13 protein-coding genes and 1 pseudogene are annotated in these 16,267 nt (G+C 68.5%); 8 read left to right on the forward strand and 6 right to left on the reverse strand.

Translation table 11 applies throughout. The annotated features are described in order from the left end of the window. Positions 1 to 156 precede the first annotated feature (156 nt). Positions 157 to 1,122: a helix-turn-helix domain-containing protein gene (locus Plo01_RS22870; protein WP_239316866.1), complete on the reverse strand. Its 966-nt coding sequence runs from the start codon at positions 1,120 to 1,122 to the stop codon at positions 157 to 159. A gap of 241 nt (positions 1,123 to 1,363) precedes the next feature. On the opposite strand from Plo01_RS22870, the gene Plo01_RS22875 reads away from it, so the two are divergent. The 5 genes from Plo01_RS22875 to Plo01_RS22895 all read left to right on the forward strand — a co-directional run bounded on the left by Plo01_RS22875 (position 1,364) and on the right by Plo01_RS22895 (position 5,146). Continuing rightward, positions 1,364 to 1,972: a TetR/AcrR family transcriptional regulator gene (locus Plo01_RS22875; RefSeq protein ID WP_203892711.1), complete on the forward strand. Its 609-nt coding sequence runs from the start codon at positions 1,364 to 1,366 to the stop codon at positions 1,970 to 1,972. 425 nt (positions 1,973 to 2,397) lie between these two features. Continuing rightward, a complete protein-coding gene (locus tag Plo01_RS22880; protein ID WP_203892712.1) occupies positions 2,398 to 2,628 on the forward strand; it encodes a hypothetical protein in 231 nt (76 codons plus the stop codon). A gap of 239 nt (positions 2,629 to 2,867) precedes the next feature. Continuing rightward, positions 2,868 to 3,242, forward strand: a complete 375-nt coding sequence (locus tag Plo01_RS22885; protein WP_203892713.1) for a hypothetical protein — start codon at positions 2,868 to 2,870, stop codon at positions 3,240 to 3,242. 48 nt (positions 3,243 to 3,290) lie between these two features. After that, complete coding sequence (locus Plo01_RS22890; protein WP_203892714.1) at positions 3,291 to 3,896, forward strand: GGDEF domain-containing protein; 606 nt, start codon at positions 3,291 to 3,293, stop codon at positions 3,894 to 3,896. A gap of 383 nt (positions 3,897 to 4,279) precedes the next feature. Next, complete coding sequence (locus Plo01_RS22895; protein WP_068923818.1) at positions 4,280 to 5,146, forward strand: mycofactocin-coupled SDR family oxidoreductase; 867 nt, start codon at positions 4,280 to 4,282, stop codon at positions 5,144 to 5,146. Between the two features lie 576 nt (positions 5,147 to 5,722). On the opposite strand, the gene Plo01_RS22900 is transcribed toward Plo01_RS22895, so the two are convergent. From Plo01_RS22900 to Plo01_RS22910, 3 genes are all read right to left on the reverse strand, one after another. Continuing rightward, positions 5,723 to 7,105 carry a cytochrome P450 gene (locus tag Plo01_RS22900; RefSeq protein ID WP_203892715.1) on the reverse strand — a complete coding sequence of 461 codons (1,383 nt, stop codon included), beginning with the start codon at positions 7,103 to 7,105 and terminating at the stop codon, positions 5,723 to 5,725. 591 nt (positions 7,106 to 7,696) lie between these two features. Further along, the gene (locus tag Plo01_RS22905; protein ID WP_203892716.1) at positions 7,697 to 9,229 is read right to left on the reverse strand and encodes an MFS transporter; all 1,533 of its coding nucleotides are present in this window, start codon (positions 9,227 to 9,229) and stop codon (positions 7,697 to 7,699) included. Next, a complete protein-coding gene (locus Plo01_RS22910; protein ID WP_203892717.1) occupies positions 9,226 to 9,777 on the reverse strand; it encodes a TetR/AcrR family transcriptional regulator in 552 nt (183 codons plus the stop codon). The genes Plo01_RS22905 and Plo01_RS22910 overlap by 4 nt, the downstream gene beginning before the upstream one ends. Before the next feature lie 369 nt (positions 9,778 to 10,146). Here Plo01_RS22910 and Plo01_RS41505 point away from each other — a divergent pair. Next, positions 10,147 to 13,155 (forward strand): annotated as a pseudogene (locus Plo01_RS41505) (Tn3 family transposase). A 395-nt stretch (positions 13,156 to 13,550) separates the two neighbouring features. Next, positions 13,551 to 14,030, forward strand: a complete 480-nt coding sequence (locus tag Plo01_RS22920; protein ID WP_203892718.1) for an ArsI/CadI family heavy metal resistance metalloenzyme — start codon at positions 13,551 to 13,553, stop codon at positions 14,028 to 14,030. Positions 14,031 to 14,070: 40 nt separating this feature from the next. On the opposite strand, the gene Plo01_RS22925 is transcribed toward Plo01_RS22920, so the two are convergent. Continuing rightward, entirely contained in the window at positions 14,071 to 15,168 is a 1,098-nt protein-coding gene (locus Plo01_RS22925; protein ID WP_203892719.1) for a flavin-containing monooxygenase, read from the reverse strand. Positions 15,169 to 15,226: 58 nt separating this feature from the next. On the opposite strand from Plo01_RS22925, the gene Plo01_RS22930 reads away from it, so the two are divergent. Beyond that, complete coding sequence (locus Plo01_RS22930; RefSeq protein WP_203892720.1) at positions 15,227 to 15,571, forward strand: ArsR/SmtB family transcription factor; 345 nt, start codon at positions 15,227 to 15,229, stop codon at positions 15,569 to 15,571. 47 nt (positions 15,572 to 15,618) lie between these two features. On the opposite strand, the gene Plo01_RS22935 is transcribed toward Plo01_RS22930, so the two are convergent. Then, positions 15,619 to 16,200, reverse strand: coding sequence for a sigma-70 family RNA polymerase sigma factor (locus Plo01_RS22935; RefSeq protein WP_203892721.1), 582 nt, complete (start codon positions 16,198 to 16,200; stop codon positions 15,619 to 15,621). Positions 16,201 to 16,267: the final 67 nt, after the last annotated feature.

The following is a 16,267-nucleotide window of genomic DNA, read 5'->3' on the forward strand; positions in this document are numbered from 1 at the left end:
CGCCGGGCATGATTCCCCGCTCCAGCTGAAGACAACTGCGCGGATGCAGCCTGCCGCACACGTTGAAGGTCACATCATCATCAATGCCTTGGCGCGCCACGCGCGCTCCCACAATGCCGTCGAACTGCTTCACCGTGACTCCATCGACTGCCCGTGTCACGCCCCGGCGTCGCGGTCAGGTACCTTCTGCCACACCTTCCGGTAGGAAGCCGGGGTGCTGCCGTACACCCGTTTGAAGTCATTGATGAAGTGGCTCGCATCGGCGTAGCCCCAGCGCATGGCGATGGTCTGGACCATGTCGCCGGTGTGCAGCAGGTCACGGTAGGCACGCTCCAACCGGCGCCGGCGCACCAGGGAGCCGAAGCTCTCGTCCGAGTCGGCGAACAGGCGATGCAGCGAGCGTACGGAGATTCCGTGCTGCTCGGCGGCCCGGGCCGGCAGGACGTGACCGAGATGGAGGTGGTCGTCGATCCACCGGCTCACCGACAGGCGCATGCTCTCGCTGACTGCCGCTTTTGACGGCTGGCGATACTCCTGCACCGCGCTGAGCAGGAGTTCGACGACGACGTTGCGCGCTGCACTGATGGCGGTGGGGCTGAGCCGGTCGGCCTCGGCCGCGATGGTGAGGAGCACCCCGCGCAGGAGACGCAGTGTGGCTTGGTCCCCCTCGATCACCGCCTCGTCCAGGATCAGGGAGTTTCTTCTCGACATGTGCAGTGCCGGCTTCGGAACGAGTACCACGGTCTGCGACATCGGGCCGAGGATCTCGGACTCCACCAACGTCGTGGCGTCCCAGACCTCGACCGGTGCCGACACCACGTACTCCCGGTGGTCACCGAACACGACTCGCTCGCTGAACGTGCGCGTGTTCACCGACACTCCGATGTACTGGGTCACCGGCGAGTCACCCGTGAAGCGGACGCCGAAGGGATCGGCTTCGACATCGACCAGAACGAGGTCTTGCAGCGTGCGCCGCCGGAACCGTCCGCGAAACGACGTGAGCTGCTTCGGGAACCACACCGAATCGGCCATGCGACTCGACACGTAGGCGTTGTTCCACGCCCGGACACACTCGGGGGTGATCGGCCCGTCCATGTGCAGGCGCTCCCCGGTCTCCACCATCACCACAGGACCTCCGGCGTGGCAGGCCACGAGCCCGCACGGTACGGCGCGAACCGAGCGGGACGGGCATCGGATCGAATGCTCTTCACGCGTTGCTCCGGGTCGTCACGGGGCAGCGAGCCACGGGCTGACCGGTCATCGTGCTCCCACCGTAGATGCGATTTGTTCACCTGACAATGTCAGTTGAACAACTTCTTGTCATCGAGGCCCTGAGGTCTCATACGATCAGACCGTGGCACACGTGAGCGCCGCTGAGCGCCGACCGCAGCTGATCCGCGCCGCCATCGCCGTAATGAGCCGGGACGGTGTAGCCGCCGCCAGCACGCGTGCGATCGCCGCCGAACTCGGCATCGCACAGGCGACGGTGCACTACGTCTATGGAGCCAAAGACGAGCTGTACCGAGCGGTAATCGAGCAACTGACCACGGACATCGCCGAGCAGGTCCGGGGCATTGACATACCGACGGAACCGGACTTCCAAGCCACCATCGGCGCGTACGCCCGGCAGCTATGGCGTACCGTCGTCGAGCAGCCCCACGTCCACCGATTGATCACCGAGCTCTTCGTGATGGGCCTCCGCTCCCCGTCACTGCGCCCCACCGTCACCGACTATCAGCGGCAGCTCGACATCGTCTTCGAGGACGCGTTCCGGGAGGCGGCGGCATACACGGGCACGACATTGGCCCGTCCGGTCGAGGAGGTGGCCCGTTTCTTCTTCGCCGGGTTCGACGGACTGATCCTGCATCGGCTCGCCCGCCCCGACGACATGGCCGACGAGCGCTCGCTCGAGCAGATCGTGGCGGCCACGGCAGCTTTGGCCGAGGGGCACTTGCCCCTCTCGGTCGTGTGACGCAGGCAACCGCAGGTCTCCGGCTCCCCGGCGTCAGACGCCGGGATGTCCTCAGGTCTCGGCGTCAGCTGCGAAGTGAGATCCCTCGGCGGCCGCGATCGCCGAAGGACGCTCAAGCGGGCCAGGACGCCGCTCTCCTCCTGATCCCCGTCCTGTCTAGCCTGACTTCGGGCCAGCGGGCGCAGGAGGCGCGCTGAGCGCGGCTCACCGCTGAGGCGGGAAGTCGGCCGGCAGCACTGTCCTGCGACCTTTGTTCCCGGGTCGTCTTACCGGCGGACGCAGCGCTCAAAGCTCTGCCACGTGGCAGAGCTCAAGCCGGTGGCCGACGGCTGGCGCGTACCTGCTTGCGCTGTTGTGCCTGGTCGCCTCCTTCGCCACCGCGGCGCAGCAGCGCGCGGAGATACAGGCCAGCGAGCAGGAACGGCGTGACAAGACCATGGCCGATGTGGTCGCGGCGATCTCGGCCACGGTGTTGCGTCACACCTGTCAACACCGACTTCATCGCGACCCTGCACGCCACCGTGGTGACCCGGCCGGACATGACCAACCGGCAGTTCGCCGAGTGGATCACCGAGTCGGAGGTCTTCGAGCGCTACCCCGGCGGAGCCGGTTACGGCTACATCCAGATCGTGCCGGCCGCGCAACTGGACGATTGACAGACGATTTCCAGCAGGCGATCCGCACCGATCCTCCCCGCCTTCCGGCCGGGGCTCCCGCCGGGAATCTGTCCGTGGTCCCCGCCGGCTCCCGCTCGACGTACTGCCTGGCCCGCCTGAGCGCCGCCCCGGCCTCCTCTCCTTATGCCGCATATCCACCGGGTTTCGACTACTGCGCCCTCCGGCGCGGGTCGGGCCATGCGACCCCCGACGGACCGGATGACGAGACCGACGCAGCGATGGCGACCTTGGACGCGCGCACGGGACTGTTCGCGCTGCTCCGTTTCGTCTCCGCCCCCGCCGCCGCGCCGGCGGCCATCGAGGAGCGTCATGCTCCACCGCGCGGGTTCGTGATCAGTGCTTTCGACGCCAGGGCCATCATCGCCGCCGGCCTGAGCAGTCACCACGACCTGCGGGTGGAACTGCTGTACCGGCCCCGTCCTGGTACGAAGACACCCCTGAACAGCGCGGCACCCATCGTCTTGGCCGCCGGCGGCTCCACACCGCAATCTGCGGTGACGCGGGAGCTTCCCATCGGCGCCGACAGCACATGGAGCGTCCGCGTCACCAGCGGTTCCGCTGACGCAGACCGCCATGCCGATATGGCGTTCTAGGCCACGCTGGGCAGCGGCCTGTTGCTGTCGGCGCTCCTGGCGGCGTTCATGCACGTGCTGGCACGCAGCCGCCGGTACGCCCTCGACCTGGTGGCCCGCAAGACCGAGCAACTGCGCTACCAGGCCACCCACGACGCTCTCACCGGGCTGCCCAACCGCGCGCTGATCCTGGAGCAGGTGGGACAGGCGCTGGACGACTGCCAGCAGCCGGATACGGCCATCGCGATCATGTTCCTCGATCTGGACGGCTTCAAGAACGTCAACGACACTTTTGGGCACGCCGCCGGTGATCGGCTGCTCCGCGCGGTCGCCCAACGGGTGACCGGCGTGCTGCGCGATGAGAGCACCGTGGGCCGGCTCGGCGGAGACGAGTTCGTGATCCTGCTACGGGATGCACGAGACGGACGGCCGGAGACAGTCGCGACCCGAATCATCCAGGCTGTACAAGAGCCGTTCATGCTGGGAGATGATCGGGCATACGAGGTGCGCGTCGGCACCAGCATCGGAATCGCCACCGGCCCACCGGGCAGTGCCGACGAGTTGCTACGGGACGCCGACCTGGCTCTCTACCAGGCCAAGAAGGCAGGAAAAGGCCGCTACGTGATGTTCGCGCCCGCCGTATCCGGTCATGCCGACACCCCGATCGCCCGGTAAGCCGACAACGACGGCTCCACCCGCGCCGGTCCGCAGGTGCCGCGGTCCGCCCGGTCTCCGAAGGGCTCCAGAACGAGACGGTCGGACCGCTGCGGGCGGCAGTCCCGCAAGCGCACAGCAGAGCCAGGAGGAAAAGCTCAATGTCCACCTGATCTTGCATCGGTGACATCGGGCGGTGATGGCGTGGCGCGGATTTTCTATGAGGGCGCCCTGACGGCGCAGGAAAGTAGACATGCGGCAGCCGACGTGGATGGGGTCAGGCGACCGGCCGGCCCTCCTCGACCTGCTCGCTGAACACCATGACGTCGGTACTTCCGCGTGCGCGGAGCGTCGGCTGCACCACGCACAGCCCTCGGCCAAGTTCACGGATAAAGGAGAAGCCCATGGGACTGCTGGACGGCAAGGTGGTGTTCATCACCGGTGGAGGCCGCGGACAGGGCCGCGCTCACGCTCTCGCGTCGGCACAAGAGGGCGCAGACGTCATCCTCACGGACATCGACGCTCCCATCAAGACAGTCCCCTACGACCTGGCGGGAAAGGAGGACCTCGCGGAGACGGTTCGCCTCGTCGAAACTCTGGGCCGACGCGCTCTGTCGGTCGTCGCGGATGTCCGCTCCCAGCAGGCGCTGGATGACGCCGTCAGCCAGGGCATCGCCGCGTTCGGCAAGATCGACTGCCTCATCGCCAACGCGGGCATCCTCACCGAGGGGAAAGTCTGGGAGCTGGACGACGAGACCTGGCAGGACATGATCGACGTCAACCTCACGGGAGTATGGCGCTCGGTCAAGGCGGTCCTGCCCCACATGATCGAACGCAAGAGCGGATCCATCGTCATCACCGCCTCATCCAACTCAGACGACCCCGACCCCGGCATCGCGCACTACACGGCGGCAAAAGCCGGCGTCATCGGCCTGATGAAGAACGTGGCGGTGGAGGTGGCGCCCTTCGGCATCCGCTGCAACGCGATCAAGCCTGGCTTCATCGCCAGCGAGATGACCTCATGGCAGGGCATGCTGGACCGGTACGCCGGCCATGAGGGTGGAACCATCGAGCACATGCACCAGGCCGGTTACTTCTTCAACGCGCTGCCGATGCCCATGATGCAGCCGGAGTCGACCGCCAAGGTGGCGCTCTTCCTGAACTCGGATCTGGCCGCCTATGTGACCGGCCAGCACTTCTTCGTGGACGCCGGCCACTCCGTCCTCTCTCGGACCAACCTGGGCGCAGTCATACCGTCCGCCGAAGCCTGACGTACGGACGGTTCTGCATCACACGAGGGGCGCCAGCGCGGCAAACCAATAAGCCCCGCGCCTGCCTAGACCGGCCATCCGCACAAGCCCGTGAGTGACATCCTGCACCGGCCCGGGGAGTCTCCCCGCAAGGCAGGCCTGTTGAGGGCGGAGATCCAGGAGAACGGCGATCTTCTATAACCAGTCGTCCACGAACTGGATCTCCGTTGACTGCCGAGTATTCCGACTTGGCTGTTTCTCGTGCTGTCGAGGCAATCTGCGAAGCAGGCGGCCCTCCCTGGTCGGCGGTTTCAGCGGCGCTGGAAGGCAGCGTGGCGTGCGGGACGGCTAGAAACGCCAGCACGAGCATGGCGATGGTGACGTACCGATGCCAGGGCGTCCGCTTGCGCGCCTGTAGGAGGTCAGGCCGAGCAGGTCCTCGCCGTGCTCGTCGTCCTCCCTGGCCTTCCGGCGTATCCCGGCCGCGTCGATCAGCTGGGGGAAGTGCGGAGCCCGTCAACCTGAGGTGCCCTGCAGTACTGGTCGGCCATGCCGGCCGACCAGTGCCCTTGTAGATCGCGCTGGGATCGTCAACGATCAGCATCCCATCGGAGCGGCCCGGGCGCGGAGCGGCAGATGGATGAAGCCGCGGACGGCTCCCCCGGGCCTGCGGACTGCCTGCCCTGCCATGCGCAGTTCCGGCAATCGGCTCGCGAGCGTCCGCAGAGCGATCTCTCCTGTCAGCCGGGCCAACGAAGACTCCAGTCCCATGGCACCGCTGACGGCGAGATGCCTGGGGCCGGAAGTACGGGTGATGTCGAAGCGCGCAGGGTCGGGAAACTGGTCGGGGTCCCGGTGGGCCGCAGCGAGCATCACAAGAACTCTGCTACCGGAGGGCACTGTGTGTCCTGCCAGCTCGATGCGCTCGGAGGCGATACGCAAGATGAACTGGCGAGGAGGATCGAACCGCAGGGTCTCTTCGGCTGCTTTGTCCGCCAGTTGCGGTGCCGCCTTGAGCATCTGCCACTGGTCAGGGTAGGCCGCCAGCGCGGCCACCGCATTGCCGATCAGATCGACTGCGGTGTCGAGGCCGGAAACGATCAGCTCCTTGCATGCTTCGACGATCTCCTCCAGGTTCAATCTGGCGGGGGCGGTGCTGGGCCAGCCAGTCGTGCCGGCGTCCGGGTTCTCCCGGCGTTCCCACTGACGGGCGTGACCGAGCAGCCTGTCCGGGTCGTGTTCTGGCGTGCGGCCGCGGCGCGCAGCGGTGAGCCGGCTGATCAGGTCACCGCCGGGATGCTTGCGTCGCTCACGTTGAAGCCGGATCAGCAATGCCTCCAGGTCCTCGTTCGCGTCGTGCAGTTCTTCGGCCTGTCTTGCTGAGGGCCTCCCGCCGATCGAGCGGCCCATGACGGCGCACAGGTCGGCAAAACGTGCTGAGTCGCCATGGGGAATGCCCAGTACTTCACTGAGGCACGCAGTGACCAGGGGGAGGGCGAAGTCGTCGATCAGATCGAACGCGTCGCCATCTGCAGCCCGGCTGAGCAGGTTATGTGCGGTGACCTCGACGCGGGAAACGGAGGGCTGCAGCGCCGGCTTCACCAGTGAGGCGGCGATGGTACACGCGTGATCGTTTTCCTGCGTCCGTGCCTCGAACGGGCCGACAGCGGCGGGTGTCTCCCCAGGCGTGGGTGCACGCCTCCCAGCAGGGCGGGCAGATGACCCCCATGCCAAGAAGCGGGGGTCGTGCAGAACCCGGCTGCAGCGGTCATACGACAAGACGGCGAGCATCCCGGTACGGCTGCGATAGACCGGCTCCTGAGCGCGCATCTGCTCATACAGCCCGTAGGCGTCACCGCAGAACCCTGGTTCGAGAAGCCTGGCCAAAGGATCACCGGTGCGGGCCAGCAGCCACAGCCACAACCGGTTGGGGGAAGCACCGGCCTGGAACCGCGCGGTGCCGGTGGGGTGATAGCTCATCGTCTCTCCCTGATCGGGTCGTCTGCGGCAGTCACCGGATGCCGCTGAGACGGCCACGTCTCATATGAGGCAGATTCTGCTCGTGCTTGTGGAGCGGCGATACAGACGAAAGTCGATTAACACTGTTCGCAGGCATGAGTTCGCCGTTCGGAGGAGAGCAAGCACCCTTTCGTGGCGCCCGGGCCCGGTCTCAGGCGATCGGTGGCCCGAACTGTGCCCGGGCCGCCTGGTGTCAGGCGCGGCGTGGACCCGGCTGCAGTCAGGGGCTCGGCGTCGCCCGTGACGACTGTCAGCCCTCCGTCCTGTCCCGGGCGGCGTTTCGCAGGCCACGTACAGCACTCACGCCGCCCGGGCCGGTCTCCCGCAGGACCTGGATGGTCCGCGCGCTCCCGACCCGGACGCGCTCTGCGCAGCAGGGGACACGGGTAGGCCCCGGCGGTCTCAGCTGCCCGGCGAGTGGCCGAAACGAGCAGCCACGGGGGAAACCGCCGTAGAGCTGCCGGTGATACCGGCATCGACCACCAGGCCCCGGCTGCCGATGTGGTCCTTTCCCGCGGCAGCAGGTGCTGCTTGCACGATCTTCCTCGTTCCTCAGTGCTGGACGGGCTCACTGCTCAGCTTCTGGCCGCGAAGCAGGAACCACGCGGCGACAGCGGCGACAAGCAGCAAGGCGGCGCCGACGCCGGCGGCCAGAGCCACTCCGCCGACGAAGGACTCGCGTGCCGCGCGCAGCAGCGCGGCGGCCGCATCGGCGGGCATGCGCGCGGCGGCCACCACGGCTCCGGCCAGCGACTCGTGTGCCGCCTGCGGGGTTCCGGCCGGCCCGGTGAAGTCCTGATAGATGTTGGTGACGACCGACCCCAGCAGGGCGATGCCGAGAGCGGTACCCAGTTCGTAGGCCGTCTCCGAGACCGCCGAAGCGGCACCGGCCTGCTCCTTGGGGACGGCGGTGAGGATGATGTCCGAAGTAACCGTGAACGACAGTCCGGCGCCGAATCCGACGATCAGCAACGTGGCGCCCAGCAGGGGGTAGCCGGTGGACTGGCTGATCGTGGTGAGCGCGGCCAGGGCCAGGCCGATGACGGCCAGGCCGCTGGAGACGACCGCGCGCACCGAGAAGCGTCGCGCCGCGGCGCCGGCGACCAAGCCGGCCACGACCGCGCCGACGGCGGCCGGCAGCTCGGCGATGCCCGCTTCGATGGGACGCCGGTCCTGGACGAGCTGCAGGTACTGGGAGAGGAAGAACAGCAGCCCGGACAGCCCGAGGATGGTCAGCAGGTTCGCCAGGACGGCCCCGCTGAAGCCGCCGTTGCGAAACAGCCGGACGTCCACCAGCGGGATGGGAAGACGGTGCTGACGCCGGACGAACCCGTAGAGAGCGGCCCCACCGAGCAGGCCTGCCGCCAGGGTGGGCCAGGTGAGCCCGTCGGCGGCGGCCTCCTTGATCGCGTACACGACGCCGACCATGCCGACCAGCGACAGCAGGACACTCGGCAGGTCCCACGGTCCCGGGGAGGGGTTGCGCGATTCCGGCAGCATCTTGATTCCGACGACGACCAGCAACGCCATCACCGGCAGGTTGATCAGGAACACCGAGCCCCACCAGAAGTGCTCCAGCAGCAGACCGCCGACGATTGGGCCGACCGCCATACCCGCCGAGGCGGCGGCGCTCCAGATACCGATGGCGAGAGTGCGCTCCCGGGGGTCCTGGAAGAGGTTGCGGATCAGCGCGAGGGTGGAGGGCATCAGCGTGGCGCCGGCGACACCGAGCAACGCCCGGGCAGCGATCATCATCTCGGGAGTCTGCGCGTAGGCGTTGAGTACCGAGACCAGCCCGAAGGCGGTGGCTCCGATCAGCAGCAGGCGCTTGCGGCCGATGCGGTCGCCCAGGCTGCCCATGGAGATGAGCAGGCCGGCGATCACGAACGAGTAGGCGTCGCCGATCCACAGCAGCTGAGTGCCGGACGGCTGCAGATCCTCACTGAGGTAGGGCGTGGCCAGCCCCAAGACAGTGGCATCCACCGCCACGAGCAGCACGGCAAGAACCAGGACGCCCAAGGCGAGCCAGCGGCCGGAGCGCCGCTGCGTGCTGTCCTGCTCCCCCGAACGCAGAACACTGGTCATGACTCATCCCTTCGCATCGCGCCGCCGAGCAGCAACTCGGCGATCATGTGAGTGAAGTCATTGCGGGCCACCCGGCCCTCGGTGACAGCCCAGCTGCCGGCGGCCAGCAGGCCGTAGAGAGCCTCGGTGAGCCACGTCGCGCTCAAGTCGATGCGGAACTCACCGGTTTCCTGGCCTCGGCGGAACAGGCTGGTGAGCCGCTCATCGATACGGAACCAGCCCGCATTCTGCTTTTCGCCCTCAAAGAGCTGGTTTTCGGAGTAGAGGAAGGTGAGCAGGCCCGTACAGGGCTGAATCTCGCGCACCAGACGGCGCACCGCGCCCGCGGCCGCCCCCTCCTCAAGGCGCGCCGCCTCCAAGGCCGCCTCACACTTGGCGATGCCCAGCTCCTCCAGGGCGCGTACAAGGGCATCGCGCCCGGTGAAGTGACGATTCAGCGTCGCCCTGCTGATCCCCGCGGCTCGGGCGACCTCTTCCATGGTCGCCGTCGCCTTCCGCGTCAAGAGATCAGCGGCAACATGCAGCACATGATCACGATCAAAGCTCATGAGCCAATAATAACCCATAAGAGACATGTATGCCTCAAATGAGACATAAATGACTCATTGGCGGGGAGCTATGGACCGCTACCTTCTCAGCGTCATGCCCAGGAGGGCAGACCAGGGCCAACCGTCGGCAAGCCCTGCTCTAAGGGGTCGCCGAGAATTAACTCGTCGTCTTGATCTCCGTGGTGCCTTTGGGGGGCGGACCAAGTAAGCCGGAAAGGGGCCAGCCGCAGGTCAACAGCCCCATCACTGCTTGAGGTGTGACCGTTTGCGCCGACTTGGTTACGGTTCGGCGAACATCAGGGCGCATTGTGATCATCTGTCGCTATGGTGTGCGGGTTCTGGAGGCGATCAAGCCGGAAGGGCTCGCCCGTGACGTCGATCGAGCGAACGGCCTACCCGCAGTTCAAGCGCCTGACCTCGGCGCGGGTGCTGCACGTGTTCTTCACCCCGACGGCCGATGAGATCGACTGGGCACAACAGCGAGCTACCGAGCCGCAGGCGCTGCTGGCCGTGGTCGCGGCGCTGAAGTGTTTTCAGAAGATGGCGCGTTTCCCCTCCTGGCAGGAGATTCCGCAGGTGGTCGTCGATCACGTGCGGCGTTGTCTGGGCTTGGCCGACGAGGTGCAGCCGGACCTGGGCCCCGGGCGCACCGCCAAACGGCATCGCAGCCAGATCCGGGCCCGTCAGGGCGTGATCTATGACCAGTCCCGGGCCCGGGTGATCGCCGCTGAGGCCATGGGCAAGGCGGCGCTGGCGAAGAACAACCCGCCGGATCTGATCAACGTGGCGCTGGAGCGGCTCATCGAGGCCTCGCTGGAGCTGCCGGGCTTCACCACACTGGATGAGACGGCCACCCGGATCCGGGCGCGGGTCAACGCCGAGATCTTCTCCCGTATCTGCGAGCGGATGGGGACTGACGGCCGCGAGCGCCTGCGCGCCTTGCTGAGCACGACGGGGCCGGACGGGCGGACGCTGTTCAACCGGTTGAAGAAGCTGGCGCAGCGGGCGAGCTGGTCGCGCTTTCGCAAGCAGGCCGCCTATCTGGAGGAGATCGACGCCCTGGGCGACACCGGAGCGTGGCTGGAGGGCATCGCGCCGTCGAAGATCGCTGATTTCGCCGGGGAGGCCGATGCCCAGGACGCCGACACCCTGTCGCGCTATGACCCGGTCAAGACTCTGGCGCTGCTGGCGTGCTTGGCGCACACCGCCCGGATGCGGGCCCGGGATGACCTGGTGGAGATGCTGTGCAAGCGGGTGGCGGGCAACCTGCGCAAAGCCCGGGCGGCGCTGGAGGACATCCGCGAGCGCCAGCGCACGGTCGGTGAGAAGCTGATCGGCACCTACCGCACCGTGCTGGAGCATCTGGACCCCGACGGAGGCGAGGTCGCCCTTGGGGTGGAGCGGGCGGTGGCCGCGGTGCAGCAGGCCGGCGGGTTCTCCGCGCAGCTGGCCGATATCGAATCCGTGGCGGCCTTCCATGGCGACAACTACGAGGTGCTGGCGCATCGGTTCTTCGCCAAGGATCGATCGGTGATGTTCGACCTGGTGGCGAAGCTGGAGCTCAAGGCCACCTCCGCCGATGACTCGGTGCTGGTGGCGCTGGGGCACGTCCGGGCTCATGAGGGCCTGCGGCGGGACTTCATCCCGCTGCCGCCGCCGATCGACGGCGCCGGTGATCCGGAGTCGGGGATCATGTTCGGGTCCGGGAACTGGCGGCGCGCCATCACCGACCGGCGCCGTCCGGGGATGGTGGCGCGCCGGCAGTTCGAGGCGATGGTGTTTGCCTACCTGGCCGAGGAGTTGCGTACCGGCGACATCGCGGTGGTCGGCGCGGGCGAGTACGCCGACTGGAGCGCCAACCTGCTGCCCTGGTCAGAGTGTGAGCCGTTGCGGGAGAGCTTCTGCGCGCAGGTGGGGCGGCCGGGTTCGTCGCCCACCTGCGCGTCTCGCATCTGGCCGCGGCCGCGCGCCTGGATACCGGCTATGAGGGCAACACCGATCTGGTCATCGCCGAGGACGGCGCCCCGACTCTCAAGCGCCGCCGCGGCAAACAGCCCGTGGAGGCCGCCGGGAAGCTGGCGGAGGCGATCGAGCGGCGCATGCCTGAGCGGTCCCTGCTGGAGATCGTGGCGCGCACCGCGCACTGGCTGGGCTGGCACCGCCATTTCGGGCCCGCCTCGGGCTCGGATCCGAAGATCAAAGAGGCGTTGCAGCGGTATGTGCTGGCCGTCTTCACCGGCGGCATCAACCTGGGGCCGTATGAGGCGGCCAAGCACATCGAGGGCGTCTCGGCCCGGGAGCTTTCGATGGTGCGCAACCGGCACATCGACCTCGCCAAGCTGAACGCCGCCATCGCCTCGGTGGTCAACGCTTTTGCCGAACTCGACGTGGTCAAGGCTTGGGGGGACGGCACCGCGGCGGCCGCCGACGGCACGCACGTGGAGACCTACATCGACAACCTGCTGGCCGAGACCTCGATCCGCTACGGCGGCGTGGGCGGCATCGCCTACCACTACGTTGCCGACACCTATGTGGCGCTCTTCTCCCGGTTCATCCCGTGCGGGGTGTGGGAGGCGGTGCACCTGATCGAGGGCCTGCTGGCCAACGATTCGGACATCCAGCCGACCACCGTGCACGCCGACACCCAGGGCCAGTCGTTTCCGGTCTTCGCGCTGGCGACCCTTCGGCTTCGATCTGATGCCGCGCATCCGCAACTTCAAGGACCTGATCTTCTTCCGGGCCGACTCCCGGCTGGCCTACCCGCACATCGACGCGCTGTTCGGCGACCGCGGCCGCAACGTGATCGACTGGGAGCTGATCGAACGCCACTGGCGGGACCTGATGCAGGTGGCCATCTCCATCAGCGAAAACCGGCTGAGCTCGGCCACCCTCATGCGGCGGCTGCGCTCCAACTCCCGCAAGAACCGCATCTACAAGGCGTTTCGCGAGGTCGGCCGCAGCGTGCGCACCGTCGCCTTGCTGCGCTATCTGGCCGATCCCGCCTTGCGGGCCCGGGTGAGTGCGGCGACCAACAAGGTCGAGTCCTACAACGCGTTCTCCCAGTGGCTCTCCTTCGGCAACAACGGGGTGATTGCGCACAACGACCCCGACGAGCAGGAGAAGCTGATCAAGCTCAACACCCTGCTGGCGAACCTGGTGATCTTCCATAACGCGCTGGACCTGATGGAGGTGGTGCGCGATCTGGTCGCCCAGGGCTGGCCCATCACTGCTGAGGAGCTCGGGGCGATCTCGCCCTACCTGCGCGCCCACATCAGCCGGTTCGGCGCCTATGCCACCGGTGAGCTCGATCAGGAGCCTGCGGCGTTCAACCCCGAACTCAAAGAGATCGATTTTTCTGCGGTCGCTCTGGCCGCCTGATGTCCTCGGCCGGGCCCGGCCGAGGACATTCACCGTCGTGCAGGGGATCGACCCGCGCGCGACCGGCGTCGCCTCCTTGGTCGCCACCGACCAGCAGATCGGTGCGGCACTCGGCCGGGCCGATCTACGCATCGTCGGCGCCCCTACCGCGAAGGTCACTGCCGCCGAGGTACGGCTATCGGGCGCGGCCACGGCGCGCTGCAGTGCGCCGTGGCCGACGGCGGCGAGGGCCTCCTCGACCCTGTCGGTCGTCCCAGCCTCCTGATCGGCCGCTCGAGGTGCCGGGCGCCCCGCGGCGACCGAAACCGTGGGCGGTGGTACGCCCTGGGGCTGCATCCCTTGAGCGCGGGCTCCGTCTACCTCGCTGAGAAGCGAAACTTACACAGGAGGTAGTCATGTCCCGACTTCAACTGGCCCTGCGGGTGCCCGACCTGGCCCAGGCCGTGCAGTTCTACAGCACGCTGCTGCAGGCCAGCCCGGCCAAGCTGCACGCCAACTACGCCAACTTCGCCATCACCCAGCCGCCGCTGAAGCTGGTGCTGCTGCAGGGCGATCCGGGCGAGGCCACCGCCCTGGATCACCTGGGCGTGGAGGTGGAGAGCAGCCAGGAGGTGATCGAGGCGGCCGAGCGGCTCACGGCGGCGGGCCTGGCGGTGACCCATGAGGAGGCCACCTCGTGCTGTTACGCCGTGCAGGACAAGATCTGGACCGAAGGGCCCGGAAGCGAGCCCTGGGAGGTCTACGTGGTCAAGCAGGCGGCCGACAGCCTCACCCACGACAACGGGATCTGCTGCGCCACCACCGCCGGCGGGGTCACCGACAAGACCACGCTGGCCGCGGTCGGGGCGGCCGATGCTTGCACCAGCTGCGGCTAGTCGGCACCAGGCGGGCAATGGCCGGGGGCGGCCACGGAGCTCAGGCCCGGGCCGGCAGGCCGGCGCCGCGGCGGGCTGCCCGATGGCGGTGCAGGTGCCGGGCCAGGTGCCGAACCAGATGCGCGGCGTCGCGGCCGACGCCGCGCAGCGTGTTGGAGGCCGGGCTGCGCTGCCACTCCAGGCCCAAAAAGCCGAGCCCGGGGTGGGTGAGGGAGAGCCCGCCGCGCTGGCGGGGCCGCCCGCCCTCGTCCAGGGCGCCCAGGGCGTGCAGGTAGGGCAGGTGGGGCCGGTAGCCGGTGGCGAAGATGACCGCATCGACCCGCTCACGGGCCCCGTCGGCCCAGATGACCTGCTCGCCGGCAAAACCGGTGAACATCGCCTTGCGGTCGATACGGCCTTGCGTCAGGGCACGCCGGTAGCGGCCGTCGTCGAGCACCGGCCCTCGGGGCGGGCAGCCGGCGCGGCGGGCGGGCAGGTGGTCAAAACCGGTGACGGCGAACCAGAAATGCAGATCGCGGCCCAGCGGGCGCTGGGGGATGAAGCGGATCGGTGTCCGGGTGGCCAGGGTGACGGTGGCGAGATCGGCCAGGTCGTGGGCGATCTGGATGGCGGAGTTGCCCGCGCCGACCACCACGACGCGCTGGCCCGCGTGCAACGAGGGCTCCCGGTAGGCGGCCGCGTGCAGGATCTGCCCGGTGAAATCCTCCTGGCCGGGCAAGACGGGCAGGTACGGGTTGCCGAAGGAGCCGCTGGCCGCGATCACGCCCGGTGCCGACAGCACCGTGCCGTCGGCCAGCTCGACGGCGAAGGCGCCGGCGCCGGCCCGCACCGCGGTGACGGCGGCGCCGGTGCGGATCTCGGCGTCCAGGCCGGCGGCGTAACGCTGCAGGTAGGCGACGACCTCATCGCGGTGCGGATAGCGGTCCGGATCACCGTCGAAGCGCGCGCCGGGCAGGGCGCTGTAGCGGGCCGGGGAGAACAGGGTCAGGCTGTCGTAGTAGGCGGGCCAGGACCCCGCGGCAAGCTCGCCAGCCTCCAGCACCAGCGGGCGCAGCCCGGTCCGGAGCAGGGCGCGGGCGGCGGCCAGACCGGACTGACCGGCGCCGATGACGACGACATCGAAAGCGGAAGCACTCATGCCGCCGCATCATATCGTCAAATCTGAAAATGACAATATGATGCGGTAGGGTGAGGCCATGACCGCGAATGAGGCACACGAGGCGATCGCGTTGAGCCAGGCGGCGCGCGGATTGCTCAAGGCGCTGACCAGTGAGACCCGCCAGCAGATCCTCATGTTGTTCACCGGCGGGGCCGAGCTGACCGTCGGACAGGTCGCCGAGCGCCTGACTCTGGCGCAGTCGGCGGCCTCCACCCAGCTGGCCATCTTGCGCGAGGGCGGGGTGCTGGTCTCACGCCGGGAGTGGAAGACCGTCTACTACCGGGTCGACGCGGCCCAGATCGACCAGGCCTTGAGTGACCTGCAGGCGTGCCTGCATGCCTGCTGCCCGCCGACCGGCTGCGCGCCGGATGCCTGCGGGTGAGGCCGAGCCGGCTCGCCGCCCCGAGGCCGGCAGGTTGGTCCGGCAGGTCAGCCGCCGCAGGGGCGCGGCTCTTCGGGGCGCAGCACCTCACATACGCCCCCTCGGGCGTCGACGGCGATCTGGCAGCAGGCCCGCAGCAGCGCGCGCAGCCGGGCCCGGGCCCGCTGAGTGCGCGATTTCATCCCCGGCACCGACAGTCCGAGCCGTCGCGCGGCCTCGGTCTGGCTCACGCCGTCGCAGTCGACCAGGGTGATGGCCTGGCGGTCGCGCTCCGACAGCCGGGCCAGCATCGGTGCCAGGCAGCCGGTCAGTGCGCTCAGCGCGCCGGGGTCGGCCGCCTCGGCGGTCAGGCTGCGGTCGAAGGCCGCCCGGGCTCGCGCTCGCCCGGCCGCCGCGGCCGCGCGGTGGTGGTCGATGACCGCGTTGCGGGTGATCTGGTAGACCCACGCCTCCAGCCGCCCGGCCTCACGCAGACCGGAGGCGGTGCGGCTGATGCGCGCCAGCACCTCCTGGACGATGTCCTCGGCCTCGTCGGGCGACTCGAGGCGGGCGGCGACGAAGGCGACCAGCCGGGTGCGCATCTGCATGATCGCCGCGAGGTCGGAGGTCGGGCGGGTGGGCGTCGTCATGGTCGTGGTCCTATCGGAAAAAGCGCCCGGGGCCGGTTGGCCCGGCCCCGGGCCCGGGGGGGGGGGG

The organism is Planobispora longispora (assembly GCF_016863135.1).
Classification (GTDB): Bacteria; Actinomycetota; Actinomycetes; order Streptosporangiales; family Streptosporangiaceae; genus Planobispora; species Planobispora longispora.